General features: G+C 30.9%; 20 protein-coding genes. 7 read left to right on the plus strand and 13 right to left on the minus strand.

Annotated elements, in window-relative coordinates; all coding sequences use genetic code 11:
* The first annotated feature begins 125 nt into the window (after window positions 1-125).
* The 6 genes from ACTG45_RS17170 to ACTG45_RS17195 all read left to right on the plus strand — a co-directional run bounded on the left by ACTG45_RS17170 (window position 126) and on the right by ACTG45_RS17195 (window position 3929).
* Window positions 126-740: a DNA alkylation repair protein gene (locus ACTG45_RS17170; protein ID WP_479917548.1), complete on the plus strand. Its 615-nt coding sequence runs from the start codon at window positions 126-128 to the stop codon at window positions 738-740.
* Window positions 741-757: 17 nt separating this feature from the next.
* Window positions 758-1120, plus strand: coding sequence for a winged helix-turn-helix transcriptional regulator (locus tag ACTG45_RS17175; RefSeq protein WP_021386106.1), 363 nt, complete (start codon window positions 758-760; stop codon window positions 1118-1120).
* Window positions 1121-1243: 123 nt separating this feature from the next.
* The gene (locus tag ACTG45_RS17180) at window positions 1244-1741 is read left to right on the plus strand and encodes a YbhB/YbcL family Raf kinase inhibitor-like protein (protein WP_021386079.1); all 498 of its coding nucleotides are present in this window, start codon (window positions 1244-1246) and stop codon (window positions 1739-1741) included.
* Between the two features lie 290 nt (window positions 1742-2031).
* Complete coding sequence (locus tag ACTG45_RS17185; protein ID WP_479917549.1) at window positions 2032-2406, plus strand: VOC family protein; 375 nt, start codon at window positions 2032-2034, stop codon at window positions 2404-2406.
* A gap of 3 nt (window positions 2407-2409) precedes the next feature.
* Window positions 2410-3348, plus strand: coding sequence for an AEC family transporter (locus tag ACTG45_RS17190; protein WP_044213943.1), 939 nt, complete (start codon window positions 2410-2412; stop codon window positions 3346-3348).
* A gap of 194 nt (window positions 3349-3542) precedes the next feature.
* Complete coding sequence (locus ACTG45_RS17195) at window positions 3543-3929, plus strand: DUF3795 domain-containing protein (RefSeq protein WP_021385992.1); 387 nt, start codon at window positions 3543-3545, stop codon at window positions 3927-3929.
* A 253-nt stretch (window positions 3930-4182) separates the two neighbouring features.
* Here ACTG45_RS17195 and secG read toward each other — a convergent pair whose 3' ends face one another.
* Both secG and ACTG45_RS17205 read right to left on the minus strand, forming a co-directional pair.
* The gene (gene secG / locus ACTG45_RS17200) at window positions 4183-4407 is read right to left on the minus strand and encodes a preprotein translocase subunit SecG (RefSeq protein ID WP_003421948.1); all 225 of its coding nucleotides are present in this window, start codon (window positions 4405-4407) and stop codon (window positions 4183-4185) included.
* A 117-nt stretch (window positions 4408-4524) separates the two neighbouring features.
* Window positions 4525-5031 (minus strand): N-acetyltransferase family protein, encoded by a 507-nt coding sequence (locus ACTG45_RS17205; RefSeq protein ID WP_479917551.1) that lies wholly within the window; start codon window positions 5029-5031, stop codon window positions 4525-4527.
* 84 nt (window positions 5032-5115) lie between these two features.
* Here ACTG45_RS17205 and ACTG45_RS17210 point away from each other — a divergent pair, with 84 nt between their 5' ends.
* Window positions 5116-5544 carry a MarR family winged helix-turn-helix transcriptional regulator gene (locus ACTG45_RS17210; RefSeq protein WP_479919477.1) on the plus strand — a complete coding sequence of 143 codons (429 nt, stop codon included), beginning with the start codon at window positions 5116-5118 and terminating at the stop codon, window positions 5542-5544.
* A gap of 119 nt (window positions 5545-5663) precedes the next feature.
* Here ACTG45_RS17210 and eno read toward each other — a convergent pair whose 3' ends face one another.
* The 11 genes from eno to ACTG45_RS17265 form a co-directional block, all read right to left on the minus strand.
* Entirely contained in the window at window positions 5664-6956 is a 1293-nt protein-coding gene (gene eno, locus ACTG45_RS17215; protein ID WP_479919478.1) for a phosphopyruvate hydratase, read from the minus strand.
* 339 nt (window positions 6957-7295) lie between these two features.
* On the minus strand, window positions 7296-8825 hold the full coding sequence (gene gpmI / locus ACTG45_RS17220) for a 2,3-bisphosphoglycerate-independent phosphoglycerate mutase (RefSeq protein ID WP_479919479.1): 1530 nt from the start codon (window positions 8823-8825) through the stop codon (window positions 7296-7298).
* A gap of 11 nt (window positions 8826-8836) precedes the next feature.
* The gene (tpiA, locus tag ACTG45_RS17225; protein ID WP_021386084.1) at window positions 8837-9580 is read right to left on the minus strand and encodes a triose-phosphate isomerase; all 744 of its coding nucleotides are present in this window, start codon (window positions 9578-9580) and stop codon (window positions 8837-8839) included.
* Between the two features lie 25 nt (window positions 9581-9605).
* The gene (locus ACTG45_RS17230) at window positions 9606-10808 is read right to left on the minus strand and encodes a phosphoglycerate kinase (RefSeq protein WP_044213946.1); all 1203 of its coding nucleotides are present in this window, start codon (window positions 10806-10808) and stop codon (window positions 9606-9608) included.
* A 221-nt stretch (window positions 10809-11029) separates the two neighbouring features.
* On the minus strand, window positions 11030-12037 hold the full coding sequence (gap, locus tag ACTG45_RS17235; protein ID WP_479919480.1) for a type I glyceraldehyde-3-phosphate dehydrogenase: 1008 nt from the start codon (window positions 12035-12037) through the stop codon (window positions 11030-11032).
* A 59-nt stretch (window positions 12038-12096) separates the two neighbouring features.
* On the minus strand, window positions 12097-13119 hold the full coding sequence (locus ACTG45_RS17240) for a sugar-binding transcriptional regulator (protein ID WP_021386036.1): 1023 nt from the start codon (window positions 13117-13119) through the stop codon (window positions 12097-12099).
* A 589-nt stretch (window positions 13120-13708) separates the two neighbouring features.
* Window positions 13709-15055, minus strand: a complete 1347-nt coding sequence (gene rpoN, locus ACTG45_RS17245; RefSeq protein ID WP_021386088.1) for an RNA polymerase factor sigma-54 — start codon at window positions 15053-15055, stop codon at window positions 13709-13711.
* 152 nt (window positions 15056-15207) lie between these two features.
* On the minus strand, window positions 15208-17769 hold the full coding sequence (gene xdh, locus ACTG45_RS17250; RefSeq protein WP_021386024.1) for a selenium-dependent xanthine dehydrogenase: 2562 nt from the start codon (window positions 17767-17769) through the stop codon (window positions 15208-15210).
* Window positions 17763-19154, minus strand: coding sequence for a dihydropyrimidinase (hydA, locus tag ACTG45_RS17255; RefSeq protein ID WP_479919481.1), 1392 nt, complete (start codon window positions 19152-19154; stop codon window positions 17763-17765). The genes xdh and hydA overlap by 7 nt, the downstream gene beginning before the upstream one ends.
* A gap of 216 nt (window positions 19155-19370) precedes the next feature.
* Complete coding sequence (locus tag ACTG45_RS17260) at window positions 19371-20480, minus strand: 4Fe-4S binding protein (RefSeq protein WP_479919482.1); 1110 nt, start codon at window positions 20478-20480, stop codon at window positions 19371-19373.
* A 123-nt stretch (window positions 20481-20603) separates the two neighbouring features.
* The gene (locus ACTG45_RS17265) at window positions 20604-21956 is read right to left on the minus strand and encodes a nucleobase:cation symporter-2 family protein (protein WP_021386095.1); all 1353 of its coding nucleotides are present in this window, start codon (window positions 21954-21956) and stop codon (window positions 20604-20606) included.
* Between the last annotated feature and the right edge of the window lie 10 nt (window positions 21957-21966).

The raw sequence follows: 21966 nt of genomic DNA on the forward strand, positions 1-21966 counted from the left end.
TATGCTAGTACTAAAGACTTGCAAACGTTTTTTGACAAGTCTTTATTTTATCTAAACTAAACAAACTTTTTTTTACAAATAAATACATGAAATTTAAACTAATCTACTTATTGGAGGAGATAAAATTGGAAGAAGTAATTGCAAAAATTATTACTATAGAAAATGGCTTTAAAGAAATTGAAAGCATCGCTAAAAAGATTGTAAAAAATAATGAATCAAAAAAATGTTATTATCTATCAATCTACTTATATAGATCAGAATACTATCAAGTAAGAGAATTGGCAGTGTTTATACTTGGCTTTATATCAATAACGATTTCTGAAGCTTTGTTATTTTTAAAAGACAATGTGAGTAAAGATGAAAACTGGAGGGTACAAGAGATATTAGCTAAATCATTTGATTATTATTGTAGTGAGGTAGGATATGAAAAATCACTACCTGTGATAAAAGAATGGATTAATTCTGACAACCCAAACATAAAAAGAGCTGTCACAGAAGGGCTTAGGATTTGGACCAATCGAGATTATTTTAAATCTAATCCTGATATCGCTATATCTCTACTTTCCAGTTTAAAGGATAATGATAGTGAATACTTAAGAAAATCTGTAGGTAATGCACTTAGAGATATAAGTAAAAAATATCCAGATTTAATAAAAAAAGAATTAGATTCATGGGATATTTCAAATAAAAAAATTGAGTTTGTATATAAGCTTGCTTCAAAACGTATCTTAGCAAAATAAATTGGAGGTGACCTTATTTGAAACTTCGCGATGAATATACTTGCCCCTTAGAACTAACACATGATATGATAAAAGGCAAATGGAAATCTATTATATTATGGAGATTACGTATGGGACCTACTTCCCTATCAAAACTTGAGAAGGAAATTAATGGTATTAATCAAAAAATGTTGCTTGAACAACTTAAAGAATTAATCGAATTTGGTCTTGTAGATAAAAAGACATATGAAGGTTACCCGCTTAAGGTTGAATATTTACTTACACCTATTCGAGGAAAGCAAATATTAGATGCTTTGGCTATAATGCAAGATATAGGAATTAACTTTATGCTAGATAATGGTATGGAAGATGTCCTTAAGGAAAAGGGTATTTTAAAATAGGTAGATACACTCTAAATATATACCCACAAAAAAGTAAGTAATTTACCATTATTTTCAACTGGTATATAATTAAATTACAGAAATATTATATTAATTTATTATATATTTAGGAGGTAAATTATTATGAAAGTAACTAGTACTGGTATAGTAAATGGCGTTATAGAAGATAAATATGGAAAAAGAGGAACTCAGTTCAATGAAGGCGGTATGCCTACATACTCACTACCTCTAAAATTTGAAGATGCTCCAAAGAATACAGTATCCTTTGCTGTATTTTTAGAAGACAAAGACTCTGTCCCTGTATGTGGATTTGCGTGGATACATTGGTTAGCTGTAAATATAACAAGAGACGAATTAAGTGAAAATGAAAGTATAACAGCTACTGATTTTATTCAAGGTACTACTAGCTGGCATGGTAAGCTAGGAGGTCTTGATAGATTAGAAGCCAGTGTATATGGTGGTATGGCTCCTCCAGACAGACCTCATGTTTATGAGATACATGTATTTGCACTTGATACTATTCTTGACCTTGAAAAAGGATTCTATATGAATGAATTTTTCAAAGCTATGGATGGACACGTTTTAGATACATTTACATTAAAAGGAAGTTATTCTAACTAATTAGATTGACTATAGCTAATCATTAATTAAATGTCTACATTTGATTAATGATTAGCTTAATTGTTATTAGAATATTTTTTATATTTTAATTAACAGATTAGATTAAATCCTGCAATTTACATAAAATTTAACACTCTACATGAAATTCAATAATAAATATAAAATTCAATAATAAATATAAAATTCAACAATCAAGATAAAATTAGATAATCAAGATAAATCGTATCAGTTTATAAAATCAAATAAATTTATGATAAGTTTATCAATATATAAAATCTTAAGGAGTTGTTATGATAAAAAAAATAGACCATGTAGTAATTACTACTAATAATATAGAAAATTGTATCAAATTTTATACAAAACTTGGTTTTACATTTAAGGAAATGAATAAAAGATATGAGCTTTATGCTGGAGATTTCAAGATAAATATCCATATAAAAGGTCATGAACTTTCACCACATAGCAAAAACGTACAAACAGGTAGTGCCGATTTATGTTTTGAAATAAACGATAATATTAATGAGACAAAAAAATACTTAGAACAAAATGATATTCAAATTGAACAAGGAATTGTAGAACGCACAGGATTTTTTGGTAAAATGAAATCCATTTATTTAAGAGACCCTGATGGAAATTTAATTGAATTGTCAAGTTATGGAGAATAGACTTTGGAAAATTTAATTTTATCAGTAAATGTTGTTCTTCCTTTGTTTCTCACAATGTCACTTGGATATGTTCTAAAAAAATTAGGCTTATTTGATGAACATACTTTAAATAAAATGAATAATGTTTGTTTCAAATCTTTCTTGCCATTATTATTATTTTTTAATATATATAACACAGATTTAAACGGCTCTCTTAATTTTAGACTTATGACTGTGGCTGTTATAATCATTTTTTCAACCTTCTTAATCTTAGTTTTTATTATCCCTAAAATTGAAAAAGATAATAAATCAAGGGGTGCATTAATACAAGGTATATTTCGTAGTAATTTCGTTATATTTGGTATTCCTGTCACAATCTCACTATTTGGTAATAAGAGCATTGGAGTCACATCTTTATTAATTGCAGTCATTGTACCTATGTTTAATGTGTTGTCTGTCGTAATACTTGAAATTTTTAGAGGAGGCAGAGTAAATATAAAACATATGATTAAAGGTATTATAACAAATCCACTTATAATAGCTTCTGCAATAGGTCTTATTATGTTAATTTTAGATGTAAATATTCCTACATTTTTACATAAGACAATTGGCGATATATCTAAAATCGCAACACCTTTATCTCTTATAATTTTAGGGGGTTCCTTTAGTTTTTCTTCTATAAAGGGACATATAAGACCCATTATATTGGGAGTATGTGGAAGACTTGTACTAGTACCTACTATATTCTTGCCAATTAGTATTTTTCTTGGATTTAGAAATGTAGAATTAGCCTCACTTATGATAATGTTGTCTGCTCCAACTGCAGTTTCTTCATTTACAATGGCACAACAGATGGATTCTGATAGTGAACTAGCTGGTCAAATTGTAGTATTTACTTCTGCATTTTCTATAATTACAGTATTTTTAATAATATTTATTTTAAAACAGAATAATCTTATTTAAACTAATTTTATTTAAACTAATCTTATTTAAAAATTTAGCTTTACTTATATGATATTTTCTAGTTGTATGCTTTTACTTGTACACCATATTTATAATATAAGCCCTAATGAAGATGATTCTATTAAGTATTATGAAAGTACTGTTTATATTTACAATACACTAGCTATACTATAAAACTTAATGGAGATGATTTTATGAAACCTTGTGAAAATACTGCTGCTATTTGTGGCTTATTTTGTGGGACTTGTCCTGAATACCCTGAAAACTGTCATGGTTGTCTCTCAGATAATGTTAACTCTGAGTGTTTAGTTTGTGACCACGGATTTAGAGATTGTGCAGAATTGAATAATGTTACACGATGTTATGAATGTGATAAATTCCCTTGTGATAGATTACATGATTTTAAAAACAAACATATTGTCAATGGAATTTGTCATCATAAAAATGTCATTGATAATCTACAGTATATGAAGGAAAACAGTGTTTTTAGGTGGATTGAAAAACAAGTCACTGAAAATACTTGTCCAAATTGTAATAAACTAATTGTCTGGTTTGATAAAGATACACATAAGTGTAAATAATCAAAATATCTAACTTAATATTTAAAATAAAAATGGCTGTCTCAAAATAGAGATAAGCCTCTTTTTCATTGTTGAAATGATGAAAACATATTTGATTTCATAAAAAAAGAGTGTCTCATGAACTAAAAAGTTCATTTTGAGACACCTCCCTTTTTATTTTTTACTTTACGTACTTTTATTAAAAACTAAATTTAATTTTTAAATATTTCCTAAATACACTAATCAAATAATGGCCAGTTATTCAACAATATCATTACTTTTTAACTATAAGTAATGCTAATGCATTTATAAAAAATAATACTGCTGTTATCTTTGTAACTCTAGCAAGAAATGCTTGTTTACCTTTTGGTTTAAAGTAAGCTTGACTTCCTTCTCCACCAAACTCTGAAGGCAAAGCATTTTTTGAATCTTGAGGCATTATGCTAATTACTAGTAAAATCCCTAGCACTACTTGCACACCCATTAAAATGTTGCTCATTATTGCCCCTCCTATCTATTTATTACTTAAATTTCATTACTCTTTAGTGTATCACAATAATATAGTCATTTCAAGACTATTAAAGTATAAATAACAAACAAAAATAATATGCAATTACTATATCTTTTTTGAATAACGTACTTCTAATAATTTTTTCCCAATATGTATCTCTTTCTCAAAATCATCACAAGTAAAACTATTTTTTTTATAGAAATTTATAGCTCTAGTATTGTCTTTTAGAACCCATATCGTTATATGTGAATATCCTAAATTGCTTAATCTATCAATGCAAAATTGTAATCCTTTTTTTGTCACAGATGTTCCCCAAAAATCAGGATGGAAATAGATAGAATATATTTCTCCAACATATTTTGGAGCATTATCCTCTTGGCTTCTATTTAATGAAGCAAAACCAGCAGGTATACCATTTACTTTAAAAAGATAATATTCCTCTTCAGCTTTTGGAATAACACTTTGGAAAACTTCTGCTCTTTTCTCAGAAGTGAATTCATCTATTATCTTATCTGGAATAATTCCTTTATACGCTTTTCTCCACGAACAAGAATGTATAAAACCCATTTCTGTAGCATTTTCACTTGTAGCTCGTATAATCTCTAAATTCATAAAAACACCATCCTATTGACAAATTAATACGATTATCGTACTATATTAGTGCGATAATCGTATCATATATGGAGGTAAAAGTCAATGAATCCTGTAAAAGAGCTAAACAACCTGTGGCATATTGTTAGTATGCAGATGAAAACAGAAATGTGTAGTGGTAAGTATCCTACTATTCATGGTATTTCTTTAGTAGAATTAAGTATTTTAGAAATAGTTGAACAGTATCCAAATAGTATGATGAAAGAAATTAGTGAAATTTTAGACTTGCCAAAAAGCACATTAACAAGTGCTGTAAAACGTCTTGAATTAAAAAAATTTATTAAAAAAAATCCCTGTATTAAAGATAAAAGGGGGTATAACTTAGTCTTAACTGAATTAGGTTTAAAGGCTCAACAAGAACATAGAGATATAGAAATAATTGTATTTAGAAATCTCTTACATCAATTAGATAAAGATGAAATAGAAACTTTTATTCGTATTTTTTCTAAAGCTGTGAATAAAAGTAAGAAATGAAATATAAAAAAAGGATAAGTGAATTGAAAAATCAACTATCACTTATCCCTTATAAGATAAATTTTTATCTTTTATGTTATCTCTTTAATCTTTAATACTATCTTTTTAATCTTCAATAACTATTTTTTTAAATTATAGAAAGATTTTAACCCACAGTATCTAGCTTGTTCTCCAACCATTTCTTCTATTCTTAATAATTGGTTGTACTTAGCAACTCTATCAGTTCTTGATGGAGCACCAGTTTTTATTTGACCAGCGTTTACTGCAACAGCTAAATCTGCTATAGTAGAATCTTCAGTTTCTCCTGATCTATGAGATATAACAGCAGTATATCCTGCTCTCTTAGCCATTTCTATAGCATCTAAAGTCTCAGTTATTGTACCTATTTGGTTAACTTTAACTAATATAGAGTTAGCTACTCCATTTTCAATTCCTTTTTCTAATCTTTCTGTATTAGTAACAAATAAGTCGTCACCAACTAATTGTAATTTATTTCCTAATTTTTCAGTTAATAACTTCCATCCATCCCAATCTTCTTCATCTAAACCATCTTCTATAGTTATTATTGGGAAGTTGTTTGACCAATCTTCATATAAAGCAACCATTTCAGCAGCAGTTAACTCTTTTCCTTCTCCTGCTAAAACATATTTTTTAGTATCTTTGTTGTACATTTCTGTAGCAGCAACGTCAAGTCCTAACATAACATCTTCACCTGGCTTGTATCCAGCTTTTGTTATAGCTTCAACTATTAATTCTAAAGCTTCTCTGTTTGAACCTAAGTTTGGAGCAAATCCACCTTCATCACCTACACCACAAGCTAATCCTTTTTCTCCTAAAACTTTCTTTAATGCATGGAATACTTCTGCACCCATTCTTAAACCTTCTTTAAAACAACAAGCGCCTACTGGTAATATCATGAACTCTTGAACATCAACGTTATTATCAGCATGCTCTCCACCATTTAATATGTTCATCATTGGTACTGGTAATTGTTTAGCATTTACTCCACCTAAATATTGGAATAATGGAAGACCTATTTCATCAGCAGCTGCTCTAGCTACTGCCATTGAAACACCTAATATAGCATTAGCTCCTAATTTACCTTTGTTTGGAGTTCCATCTAATTCTATCATCATTGCATCTATTGCTGGTTGGTCAAATGCATCCATTCCTTCTATTTCTGGTGCTATTATTTCATTTACGTTAGCAACAGCTATTTCCACACCTTTTCCTAAGTATCTGTCTTTATCTCCATCTCTTAATTCAACAGCTTCAAAAGCTCCTGTAGATGCTCCTGATGGAACTATTGCTCTTCCCATTGCTCCATCTTCTAACACTACTTCAACTTCTACAGTTGGATTTCCTCTTGAGTCTAATACTTCTCTAGCATATACTAATTCAATAACTGACATTTGTATATCTCCCTTCGATTTTCTATTAGTTAAATTTTCATTTACTGTAAACTTACGTCTACTATTTTACTCTACTTTTTATATTATAGTACATAAAGACTTTTTTGAAAATTAGGTACAAATTTATTTGATGGGTAAATTTGTAAAAGTTCCTATTTTTATTTTATTTTTTATAATATTTTAACTTATATAGTATTAAAAAACTTGACTAAAATTCAAAAGTAATCTTCAATACATAACATTATAATTAGATTTAAAACATTAAACATAAAATGTACAACCAATGATTCTAAAATTTTTGCTTATATTTATATTTTCTTTTCTACTTATCAAAGTTAATTATTTTGAGATAAGTGAATGACCAGTCATTTCTTCTGGTTTTTCTAACTTCATCATATCTAAAACAGTTGGTGCTATATCAGACAATCTTCCTCCATCTAATAACTTTGCACTTTCAAAGTCTTGACCAACTACAATAAATGGTACTGGGTTAATAGAGTGAGCTGTTACAGTCTTTCCTGTTTCTGGGTCTAACATATATTCAGCATTTCCATGGTCAGCAGTTATTATTGCACTTCCACCTAACTCTACTATCTTATCTATTAATTTTCCTACACAAGTATCTACAGTTTCAACAGCTATTACAGCAGCTTCTATACTTCCTGTGTGACCTACCATATCAGGATTTGCAAAGTTTAATACTATAAAGTCAAACTTATCTTCTCCTAATTTCTCCAAAGCTTTATCTGTCAATTCGTATGCTGACATTTCTGGCTGTAAATCATAAGTTGCAACCTTTGGAGAAGGTATCAATAATCTTTCTTCGCCTTTATTTGGTTCTTCTACTCCACCATTAAAGAAGAAAGTTACATGTGCATACTTTTCAGTCTCAGCAGCTCTAAGTTGAGTTTTTCCATTATTAGCTAGATACTCACCTAGAGTGTTGGTTAAAGATTGAGCTCCAAATGCTATATGCACGTTTTCTATAGTTATATCGTACTCTGTTAAGCATACAAAGAAGTTTTTAATATCTTCTCTTTTAAATCCATCAAACTCTTCACAAACTAAAGCTCTAGTTATTTGTCTAGCTCTATCTGGTCTAAAGTTAAAGAATATAATTGAATCATTTTCTTTTATACTTCCAACTGCTTTATCATCTTTCATAATAACTGTTGGCATTATAAACTCATCATTTTTTCCATTATCATAAGAGTTTTGAATAGCCTCCTCAATAGAAGTCGCTTTTTCACCAATACCTCTAACCATAGCATTGTATGCAAGCTCTACTCTTTCCCATCTCTTATCTCTATCCATAGCATAATATCTACCAGAAACTGTAGCAAATTCTCCTACTCCAATTTCATCCATACTAGCTTGTACTTCTTTGGCATATTCTAATGCACTTTGAGGGTCAGTATCTCTACCATCAGTAAATGCATGAACATACACCTTTTCTACACCTTTATCTTTTGCCATTTTGATTATGGCTTTAAGATGGTCTATATGTGAATGTACTCCTCCATCAGACAAAAGTCCCATTACATGAAGAGAATGCTCTTTTGCATTATTCATAGCCTCACATAAAACTTCATTATTAAAAAAATCACCATCTTTTATAGATTTTGTTATTCTAGTTAAATCTTGATATACAATTCTACCTGCACCTATATTAGTGTGACCAACTTCTGAATTTCCCATTTGACCATCAGGTAAACCAACATCAAGACCACTAGCATTTATCAATGTGTTTGGATATTTTTTTATTATTTTCTCTAAGTTAGGAGTTTTGGACTTAGCAATTGCATTTCCCTTAACGTCCTTATTATATCCAAACCCGTCCATAATAATTAAAGCAACTGGTTTTTTCATCATTTCACTCCTTAGAAATTAACAAGGTCTAGGTAGTCATTACTAGCTAAACTAGCTCCACCTACTAAAGCTCCATCTATATCACTTTGACCCATTATTTCAGCTACATTTGAAGGTTTAACACTTCCACCGTATTGTATTCTAACTTCGTTAGCTAATTCTCCATATAATCCTTTTATAACTTCTCTTATATAAGATATAACATCATTAGCATCTTCAGCAGTTGCAGTTTTACCAGTTCCAATAGCCCAAATTGGCTCATATGCAACAACTACTTTTGCTAAATCTTCTTTAAGAACATTTTCTAAAGCTTTTTCAACTTGAACTTTACAAACATCTTTAGTTTTTCCAGCTTCTCTTTGCTCTAAAGTTTCTCCAACACATAGTATTGGGTCTATTTCTACTTCTAAAGCTTTTAAAACTTTTTTATTTACAGTTTCGTCAGTTTCATTGAAGTATTGTCTTCTTTCTGAATGTCCTATTACAACATAGTCCATATCTATTTCTTTTAACATAAGAGGTGAAACTTCTCCTGTAAATGCCCCTTTTTCTTCAAAGTGCATATTTTGAGCACCTATCTTTATATTTGTACCCTTAGTAGCTTCTTTTAAATCCTTTAATAAAGTAAATGGCGCACATATAACAGCCTCTACTTTATCAGAATTAACTTTATCTTTAACTTCATTTACAAATTCTAAAGCTTCTTTTATTGTTTTATGCATTTTCCAGTTTCCTGCAATTATAGGTTTTCTCATTTTACAATCTCCTCTATATATTAGTTTATTTATTATCTAATGCTGCAATACCTGGTAATTCTTTACCTTCTAAGAATTCTAGTGATGCTCCTCCACCTGTTGATACATGAGTCATCTTATCGCCAAATCCTAATTGATTAACTGCTGCTGCACTATCTCCACCACCAATTACAGTAGTTGCATCAGTTAACTCTGCCATAGCCTTAGCTACTGATAATGTCCCATTTGCGAAGTTCTCAAATTCAAATACTCCCATTGGTCCATTCCATACTACAGTTTTTGACTCTTTTATAGTTTTTACAAAGTTTGCTATAGTCTTAGGTCCCATATCTAACCCCATGTAGTCTTCTTTTACATTAGCATCTTCTGTTACTATTGGAGTTGCATCTGGTGCAAAGTGGTCTGCCATAACAACGTCTACTGGTAATAATAAATTAACACCTTTATTTTTAGCTTTTTCCATCATTTCTTTAGCGTATTCTACCTTATCTATTTCAAGTAGAGATGTTCCTACTTCATATCCTTGAGCTTTTAAGAATGTATAAGCCATTCCTCCACCTATTATTAGGTTATCAACTTTTTCTAATAATTCATTTATAACAGCTAGTTTATCAGAAACCTTAGCTCCTCCAAGTATAGCTGTAAATGGTCTTACTGGATTTGCAACAGCTTCTCCTAAGAATTTTAATTCTTTTTGAATTAAGTATCCGCAAACTCTCTCTTGTAAGAATTCTCCTGCTCCAACTGTTGAACAATGCGCTCTATGAGCAGTTCCAAATGCATCATTTACAAATATTTCAGCAAGTGAAGCTAACTCTTTAGAGAAGTTTTCTTCGTTTTTAGTTTCTTCTTTTCTATATCTAGTATTTTCTAATAATACTACATCTCCGTTTTCCATGTTTTCAGTAGCTTTTTTTGCATTTTCTCCTACAACATTGTCGTCCGCTGCAAATATAACTTCTTTATTTAGCATTTCAGATAATCTCTTTGCCACTGGTGCTAAAGATAGTTCTGGCTTAGCTTCTCCTTTTGGCTTTCCTAAGTGAGAGCATAATATAACTTTTGCTCCTTTAGAAATTAAATATTGAATAGTTGGTAAAGCTCCGTTCAATCTATTTTCATCAGTAATTACACCATCTTGTAATGGCACATTAAAGTCACATCTCACTAATACTTTTTTTCCGCACACATCAATATCTTCTATAGTTTTTTTGTTAAGCATTGACATAAATATCTCTCCTTTTAATAAAGTAATTTTTTATTGCCAAGTATAATATAGTACATACTTTTACCCTATTAAATATATCATATTATCATATTTTTATATATAGTATGTAACATTATTTAGGTGTATTTTATATATTTTTTCTTAAAAAAAGTCCTGAGTCCGTAGTATTAAACTACAAACTCGGACTTTGTCAATCTACTTTTCTATTTTCTCAAAGCTGACTATTTTGCTAATTGTGCAAAGTATCCTAAAGTTCTTATTAATTGAGAAGTATAAGACATTTCATTATCATACCAAGAAACAACTTTAACTAATTGCTTTCCATCTACTTCCATAACTTTTGTTTGAGTAGCGTCAAATAATGAACCGTAGCTTATTCCGATTATGTCAGAAGATACTAACATTTCTTCAGTGTATCCGAAAGATTCGTTTGAAGCTTCTTTCATAGCTGCATTTATTTCTTCAACTGTAACATTTTTTCCTAATGTACAAATTAATTCAGTTATTGAACCAGTTACAACTGGTACTCTTTGTGCTGCACCATCTAATTTTCCTTTTAATGAAGGTATTACTAGACCGATTGCTTTTGCAGCTCCTGTAGTGTTTGGAACTATATTTCCAGCAGCAGCTCTAGCTCTTCTTAAATCACCTTTTGGATGAGGGCCATCTAAAGTGTTTTGGTCATTAGTGTATGCATGTATAGTAGTCATTAATCCTTTTTCTATACCGTATTTGTCGTTTAATACTTTAGCCATTGGAGCTAAACAGTTAGTTGTACAAGAAGCTCCTGATATAACTGTTTCAGAACCGTCTAATATGTCACTGTTTGTGTTGAATACTATTGTTTTTAAATCTCCAGTAGCTGGTGCAGATATAACAACTTTTTTAGCTCCTGCGTGTATATGAGCTTCAGCTTTATCTTTAGATGTAAAGAATCCTGTACATTCTAATACTATATCTACTCCTAGTTCAGCCCATGGTAGGTCAGCAGGATTTCTTTCTGCTGTTACTTTTATTTCTTTTCCGTTTACTACAAAAGCACCTTCTTTAACTTCTATTTCTCCATTAAATCTTCCTTGAGCTGTATCATATTTAAATAAATGAGCTAACATTTTAGCATCTGTTAAGTCGTTTATTGCAACAACTTCGAACATATCTTGTTGCTCCATCATTTTTCTTAATGCTAATCTTCCTATTCTTCCAAATCCATTTATAGCTACTTTAACCATTTTCGCTACCTCCTATAAAGTAAATGTATGTTTTCTAGCTCTATGCTAGGTCTTGACTTTTATAATAATGACAATATCTTATAAGCACTTTCTTCATCTGTTACAAGAACCATGTTTTTATGCATATTTGATATGGCTAATAAGGCTTCTACCTTTTCAGTACCTGCAAAGATTGCAATAGTTTCTTTTACTTGTTTAACTGTCTCTAAATCAATTCCAACAGTATTTAATTTATAAACTATTTCTCCATCTTTGTTGAAATAATATCCAAATGCTTCTCCAACCGCATTTTTAGATAGTATCTCATCAACCTTATCTTCTGGAAGTTTTCTTCTCTTTGCCATGACATCTGCTCTACCTATGCTAAAGACTAAAATGTCTGTTCTTTTAATATACTCCAAAGTTGTCTTAATCTCTGGCACTTGGCTAAGAGTTTTCATTGCACTTTCGTCCAACTCATCTGGTATATGTAAAAGTTTGCAATTAGAATGTAACTTCTTACTTATTGAAGCAACTATATTATTAGATTGCATCTCTACATCAGTCCCCATACTTCCTCTAGCTGGTACTATTGTAGAGTTTGGATATCTCTTATCAGTTTTAATAACGTTTGAAAACTCCAACATAGTGCTTCCACCTGTTATTGAAACAATATCTCCATCTTTAAGAATATTTAAGAAATACTCACATCCATATCTAGTTACATCTTTTAGTAAACTTCCATTTTCATCACAGCTTCCAGGAACTAGTATTACCTTTTTTATTCCAAGCTTTTCTCTTACTCTATCTTGTAACTTAGACAATCCCATGATATCACTCATGATGTCTTTAAGTTTATCTAACAAATCAGAACCTTCTTTAGTGATAGTCATTCCAGATACAGCTACATCTATAAGTCCTTGTTCTTTCAAAAACTCTGTTTCTGACCTGATTATTCTTTCACTAATTTCTAATACATTTGATAAAGTTCTTCTCCCTATTGGTTCACTTAAAGATATTTGTCTTAAAATAGAGTATCTTCTTTCCATAAGTTCAATTGCCTGTGGAATTAATTTCTTTTGAATTTCTAATAAGTTCTTCATAACATACTCCTTATTACTTTCCTTTCGGGACTTTTTTTGTCCCTAGTGTTTATTTAAGTCCCACAAGATATTTTTATTTTATAGGATTTGCGTATAGATTTCAATAGTTTTTCAAAAACTTTTTTATTTTTTTGTTTTGTAATATATTTCTCCACCATTTTTAAAGTACAGTATTTTTCTTTTTTATATAAGGTTTTTTGTATATGTTTTTATATTTTTATTTAATTTATACTCTATGTGTTTTTCCTTTTGTAATTATTAAATTTAATAATAGTTTATTTATACCAACATTCTTATTGTTCTAATATTTAATGATTCTTTAAAAATGTTCATTTAATTATGTTTTCTAGTTTTTTAGTATTTTCCACTATTCTAATTTTCTCTAGTTTTTTAATATTTTAATGCTATTTGGTTTTCTAATATTTTTTAGTATTTTACTACTCTTCAATATTTTTATACTCTCTAATTCTATATCATTTTAATGTTTTCAATATTTTATTATTTTACTTCATAACATTTTTAGCCTAATTTCCATTCACCTTTTAATTAGCCTTTTCCCCTTGTTATACTGATATTTGTCTTTTACTTATTAGTATTCTTTTCTCTTGCTTGAAGATAGGATTCCTAATTCTTCACGATATTTGGCAACTGTTCTTCTTGCAACATTGATTCCTTTTTCTTTTAGTAACTTAGATATATGGTCATCACTTAAAGGTTTCTTTTTATTTTCGTCTTTTATTGTTTCCTTTATAATTTTTTTTATGCTTGTACTAGACGCCATTTCATTATTCTCAGTTTCAATAGCACTACTAAAGAAGTATCTAAATTCATACACGCCAAAAGGTGTCAGCATATATTTACCATTTACACCTCTACTTATAGTAGATTCATGGAATTCTAATTTTTCTGCTATGTCCTTCATTTTTAAGGGTTTTATATATTTTGTCCCTTTTCTCAAGAATTCATCTTGAGCTTTTACTATTTCTTCTGCAATCTTAAGTACTGTAGTTTTCCTACTCTCTATATTCTTCATAAGTCCTGTTGCTGAATTTAGTCTTTCTTTTATAAATTCTTTTGCACTTTCATCAGACTGTGAATTTTTTAATATGTCTTTATAATAACTATTGATTCTTATCTGATAAGAATCTTTTTCATTTAAATATACAATAAATTCATCATCAATTTTTTCTACTGTTACATCGGGTTGAATGTATACACTTTTTTCTACTGAACAAGTTCTTCCTGGTTTTGGGTCTAATGTCTTAATTATATTTATCAGTTCAACGCATTTTTGTAGTGACATATTGTATTTTTTACTTATCTCTTTATATTTATTATTTGCAATCAAATTTAAGTCTTTTGTAACGATTTCCTCTAAAATTTCATTATATATTCCTAAACTTGCCATTTGAATCATCAGACATTCTGAAAGACTTCTTGCTCCTACTCCACTAGGTTCCAACTGCTGAACACTAATCAAACATTTTTCAAAAAGTTCCTCATCTATCTTTAAAGTATCAACAATTACTTTTTCCTCAGTTCTTAAATACCCATCTTCATCTAAACTGTCAATTATATACTCACAGACTTCCAATTCTTTATCTGTCAGTTTATATAAGCTTATCTGAAATTTTAAATCCTCATATAAATTTGACGAATATTTAACTAAATTTTCTAGATTAACTTCATTATCGGGATTATAGCTTATCTCTGTTCTGTCTAAACGTCTTGACTTATCCATATCTTTTATATATTCTTCCCAATTTATCTCCCCACTTTTTTCAACTTCAACTAATGGGTTATTCTCTGCTTCTTTTTTAATCTCTTCTTCTAATTCTAACTTACTCATATTTAATATTGATAATGATTGCTTGAGTTGTGTAGTCATTATTAGCTTCTGAGACTGAGTTAACTCTAGACTATTATTAAAATTCATTCTGCTCACCTCTCAATTTTATTAAACTTATTTTTATAAAAGAAAAACCCTCCTGTATATGTATATTCTATCATTTAAAATATACCTTATGCAAAAGGGTTTTTTTTATTTACAATTTCATCTATTTTTTTATTTAATATTTCTTTTTTTTGTTACTTTTTTTTACTATATGGAGTATTTTGTAGTGGTAGTTCAGTTCTAAACTCTTTATCAAATACATAATAGGCATTTTGCACTGCTGGTGCTGTAGGAACTGTACAAATTTCTCCTACACCTTTTGCTCCATAAGCTAGTAAATCTTTGTTCTTTTCAACTATTACAGCTTGTATTTCTGGTATATCTGTAGACTTAAATAAACCTAGTGTACCAAATTTAGCTGTAGGCACAGAATCTACTACTGGGTAATCCTCAGTTAGAGCATATCCAAGACCCATAACTACTCCACCTTCTATTTGACCCTCTAAACTAATTGGATTTATAGCTCTTCCAACGTCATGTGCTGCTACTACTTTCTCCAATTTTCCATTTTCATCTAGCATTACAACTTGTGTAGCATATCCATAAGCAACATGGCTTACTGGATTTTCTTTATCACAACCCATTTTATCTGTAATACTTGCATATTCTCCGTAAAACTCTTCTCCATCTAAATCATGTAAAGTTTTACCAGATTCCAAAGTTTCTTTTAATTTATTTGATGCAACTTTAGTGGCTTCCCCTGTAAATACGGTCTGTCTTGAAGCCGTAGTATTCCCAGAGTCTGGTGTCAAATGAGTATCTGGAACTTCATGCACTATACTTTCAGGTGGTAAACCAGTAGCCTCACAAACTACTTGAGTCATAACAGTACCAAGACCTTGACCTATACAAGAAGCACTTGTTCTTATATGAACTCTTCCATCTTTTATTACTAGTCTGCATCTTCCAACATCAGGTATACCAACGCCAACTCCACTATTTTTCATTGCACAAGCTATACCTGCACGTGGATGCTTTTCATACTCTTCTTTCACAGCTTCTAGTGTTTCTGCCATTGCTGTTCCTTCATCTGCAAATTGACCATTTGGTAAAACTTGACCAGGTCTTATTGCATTTTTATACCTTATTTCCCAAGGTGATATCCCTGCCATTTCAGCAAGTAAATTTAGGTTACATTCTGTTGCAAAACAACTCTGTGTAACTCCAAAACCTCTAAATGCTCCACCAGGAGGATTGTTAGTGTATACTGCTGTTCCTGTTATATCAATATCTTGATAGTTGTATGGTCCTGCTGCATGAGTACACAATCTTTGTAGTACTGGACCTCCAAGAGATGCATATGCACCTGTATCAGATATTATAGTTGCTTTCATACCTGTTAAATATCCATTTTCATCACATGCTGTCGTAAATTCCATTTCTGTGGCATGTCGTTTAGGATGAACAATAATACTTTCTTTTCTTGTTAGCTGTACCTTCACAAATCTTTTCGTATGATAAGCAAGTAAGGCTGCATGGTGTTGAACACTCATATCTTCTTTTCCACCAAATCCTCCACCTACCATTTTATTTATCACTCTTACCTTCTCATGTGGAAGCCCTAACATATCTGCACATTCATGTTGAGTAGCAAATACCCCTTGGTCTGTTGAATAGATTATTACTCCATCTTCTTCATAAGGACCAGCTACTGCGCACTCAGGCTCTAAAAATGCGTGTTCTGTAGCAGGTGTAGTATATCTTTTAGTTACAACATATTTTGAATTTTCTATCTTTTCTTCAGCGTTTCCTCTTACTAAATGTTCCTTAACAAGTACATTACCTGTCTCATGTATCTTTGGAGCATCCTCTCTAAGAGCATCTGCTGTAGTACTCAATGGTGTTAATTCTTCATAATCTATCTTAACTAGTTTTTTTGCTTCTTCCAATGCCTCTCTAGTTTCTGCTGCTACTAAGACTATTCCATCGCCTAAATATCTAGTTATTTCACCTTCTGGTATTAAAGTATCCCAATCCTTCTTTAAGTGACCTACTTTTATAGTTCCTGGAATGTCTTTAGCTGTTAGAACTGCAACAACTCCTGGATAAGCTTTTGCTTCTTCTATATCTATTTTTTTGACTAAAGCTCTAGGATATTTTGCTCTAACTGCTGAACCATAAATCATACCCTCAATTCTCATATCATCTACATATTCAGAATATCCAAGTGCTTTACCTACTGCATCAACTCTAGGAAGATTTTCACCTACTAGACCTTTACAGTTTACTTTTGGTACATCTATATCTTCTCTAAAAATCTTTGCTGCTAAATCAACAGCTTTAATTATTTTTACATACCCTGTACATCTACATATATTACCTTTTAAGGCTTTCTTTATATCATCTTCAGTAGGATTATTGTTAACGTCTATGAGTGCTTTTGAACTAATTACCATACCTGGAATACAAAATCCACATTGTACAGCTCCTTGGCTAGCAAAAGAATATGCAAAAACATCTCTTTCTCTTTCTGATAATCCCTCTATAGTCGTTATGTTTTTTCCAGCTAATTTATCAGTTTTAAATACACATGCTTTAGTTGCTTTACCATCTATTATAACCATACATGTTCCACAAGCACCTTCTGAACATCCATTTTTAACTGAAGTTATATTCATATCTTCTCTAAGGAAGTCTAAAAGTTTTTTGCCTTCTTTTGCAACAACTTTCTTTCCATTTAATATAAATTCTACCATTCTCTAGCCCCCTTTGTTAGACGCCTATTTATATATCTCCCACTTGGAGTATTGCAGATTAATTCTTCCTCTCTAACTACTTCTTTTCCTCTTAAGTAAACATGTTCTATTTGACAATCCACTTCATACCCTTCATAAGGTGTATAATCTACATTTTGCAATTGTTTTTTTGCTTCTATTTTAGATTTCTTGTTTGGATTTAAGACTAATATATCTGCGTCACTACCTATTTCTATAGTTCCTTTATTAGGATACATTCCAAATAATTTTGCTGCATTAGTTGATGTTACTTCTACCATCTTATTGATAGATATTTTATTTTTACATACTCCATATGTGTATAAAAGACTCATCCTATGTTCTACACCTGGAGAACCATTCGGTATTTTGCTGAAATCGTTTATTCCAAGTTCCTTCTGTCTCCTATAATTAAAAGAGCAGTGGTCTGTTCCTATAGTATCTATCTGATTATCTGAAATAGCATTCCATAATATTTCATTATTTTCCTTATTTCTTAAAGGTGGTGACATTACATACTTAGCACTTTCAAATCCATCTAAATCATATAATTCATCATTTAATAGAAGGTATTGAGGACAAGTTTCAACTATTACATCCACACCTCTTTGCTTAGCTTTTAAAACTTCTTCCAAGGATTCTTTACAACTTAGATGAACTACATATACCTTAGAGTTTGCAACTTCAGCTATCTTCATAAGTCTTGAAGTAGCTTCTGCTTCAAGTATAGCTGGTCTAGTTAATTGATGGTACTTTGGAGACAAATTATTTTCTGCCCTCGCTTTATCCACAAGTTCACATATTATATCCCCATTTTCACAATGGAATCCAATAATTCCACCTATCTCTTCTGCTTTTCTCAGAGCTTCAAATATGACACCATCATCAACTTGGAGACTTCCTTTATATGCCATATACAATTTAAATGAAGATACACCCTCTTTTACCATATCTTCCATTTCATTACAAACTGAGTCATTCCAGTCTGTTATAGCCATGTGAAAACCATAATCTGAGTAGGATTTATCTTTGGCTTTTTCATGCCATTCTTCTAATCCTTCTTTTAAAGAGCATCCTTTAGCTTGTGTAGCAAAATCTAATATAGTAGTAGTTCCTCCAACTATAGCAGCTTTTGTACCTGTCTCAAAGTTATCTGCTGTCTTAGTAACCCCTGTATCTAAGTCAAAGTGAGTGTGTGTATCTATACCTCCTGGTATAACATAAGAATCACTAACATCGACTATGTCATCATTTTCTTTTGATATATCAAAACCTATATCGACTATTTTTTCATCTTCTATTCTTACATCTGCACAGTAAGTTTTTTCACTTGTTACTACTTTCCCGCCTTTTAAAACAATTCCCATATAGACTCCACCTTACTTATAACGTATCAATTTATTTTATCTCAAGCAATTAACTTAAAGTAATTTTACTAAAACCCTTATACCACCTAAACTGTACTAGAATAGTTTTGTATATTGCTTTATATTAGATTATTGCTATAGCTAGTCTATTAATCTCATATATTTATCATCTCAGTACATATTACTCTAAGTTAATTATTAAATTTTTATACAATATTATTCATTTACAGCTTCTACTTGATTGTAGCAGATGCTTAAAGCTCCTTTTGGACATCTAGTTACACATAGTCCACATCCAAAACACTTGTCTGCATCTATATTTAATTTATCTGTAACTTCTAATGCTTCGTATACACAGCTTGTTACACATTGTTTACATTTGATACACTTGTTATCATCTACAACTGGAGCTACTGAATGAGTTCTAAATCCTCTAGCTGCCATTTTTTTATGAGTTAATCCTTTTATTTCATTAACATCAGAATATCCATTCTCATCTAAAAATTCATTTAATTCTTTAGCAATTTTTCCATAGATAGAAGGTCCTTTAAGGATTGCTTCTGTACATACTTGAACAGCACTTGCTCCAGCCATCATCATTTCAGCTACATCTTTTCCACAAGTGATTCCACCAACACCTATTATTGGTATATTTACAACTTGAGAAGCTTCATATATACATCTTATTGCTAAAGGTCTTATTGGTGCACCTGATAACCATCCATATCCAGCTTTACTTCCCATTATAGGGTATCCTGTATTTACATCTATAGCCATACATGGTCCGAATGAGTTTATCATTACAAGTCCATCTGCTCCTGCTTCTTCAACAGCTTTTGCAATAGTTTGAATATCAGTATGAGGACTCATTTTCATAAATACTGGTACGTCTAAAACAGCTTTTGCAGCTTTTAAAGCATTTACTATTGGAGCAACATCTGTACCTACATAATGAGTAGATAATTCAACTGCATCAGCATAAGGTTTTACTAAAGGAGCAACTTCAGCTATTTGCTCTGCTGAATATCCCATACTTACTATTACTGGAAGACCTGTTTCTTTTACTTTTTTGTATTCTTCTTCTATCCATTGCTCTTTTGGAAGCTCTGACCATAATTCTGTGTTTAAGAAACCACTATTAGTCTTTGCCATACATGGTCTTGGCACATCTGCTGGTAATACAGATATAGTTTTTGTACATATAGCTCCTGCTCCACCTTTTGTTGCCTCTTGACAGAGAGCACCATCTTTTGCTCCAGGACCTGCTGCTGTCATAATTGGGTTTAAGAATTCCATTCCATATAAATTAACTTTTAAATTAGCCATATTATTATCTCTCCCTTAATTAAATATTTTTAATATTTAGCTTATATTCTTTTATTTGTATTTGTTATTTATCTTCTTTTTATTTTATTTGTATTTGTTGTTTATCTTCCTTTTATCTTATTTCTATTTTGCTTCTTCAACTTTATTATTCTTTTCTTTTTTAGAACCTAATTCATTGAAGAATATATTTAAAAGTACTGCTGATAAACTACCTGTTGTTATTCCACTATGGAATATTGTTTGTACCCAAGTTGGGAAATTATTATAGAAAGCAGGATTTGTTAGTGGTATCATAGATAAGCCAACACTAACTGCTACTATAACTCCATTTTTAGTTCCATCAAACTTTACTTTACTTAGAGTTTTTACTCCTCCAACCATTACCATTCCAAACATTGCAAACCCTACTCCTCCAAGAACAGGCTTAGGTATTGCTCCTATTATTGCTGCAAATTTTGGTAGAAAACCAAGTACTAGCAATATAACCCCTGCATAAACTGCTATAAATCTTGATTTTATACCTGTAAGACCTACTATCCCTGTATTTTGACCAAATGGAGTTATTGGGAATGAGTTGAATATTCCAGATAAAGCTGTAGATATTCCATCTCCAAATAGACCTCTTTTGATATTTTTACCTGTTACTTCTTTGTCTACCATTTCATGAATAGCTATCATATTACCAACTGATTCTGTCATAAGTACTAACATAATTAAACACAATGATAGTATTGCAGATGGTTCAAATCTAGGCATTCCAAATTTTAAAGGTACATTTAAGTTAAGCCAACCAACTCCATTTACCGCACTAAAATCTGCCATTCCAACTGCCATGGAAAGTAGTGTACCAAGTACTATACCTACCAATATAGCTGTACTATTCCAAATTCCTTTTAAGAATTTAAATGAAAGTAAAGTTATTGCCAATACTGCCAAAGCCAATGCTAGTGAGTTTGGTTCAACCGCTTCCAATTTGTTGTCAGTTATCCACTTTATCCCAACTGGAAATAGTGAAATACCTATTACCATAACAACTGTTCCAGTAACTACACTAGGGAAAAATCTTATTAATTTTTCAAACACTGGAGCAAGTAATATACAAAACAATCCAGCTACTATTACAGAACCAAATACTGTCTGTATTGCAACCTGAGAATCACTATATGATGAGGCTATTGCTGTCATACCTGCCACAGCGGCAAAACTAGTTCCTTCTATTACTGGTATTTTAGCACCTACAATATTTCCTATACCAACACTTTGTATGAGTGTTCCTATCCCTGCCATAAATAAACAAGCATTTATTAAAAAAACAATACTAGCATGATCTAGTCGTGCAGCACTTCCTATCATCATAGGAACTGCTACTGCTCCTGCACACATTGCCAAAACGTGCTGTAGTGAAAATACCCAAGATTTGGATACGGGTAACCTTTCATCTACTGGAGCTATTTTAGGGCTTTTATCTTGAGACATTTTGGGTCTC

Source organism: Clostridioides sp. LIBA-7602 (genome assembly GCF_056688945.1).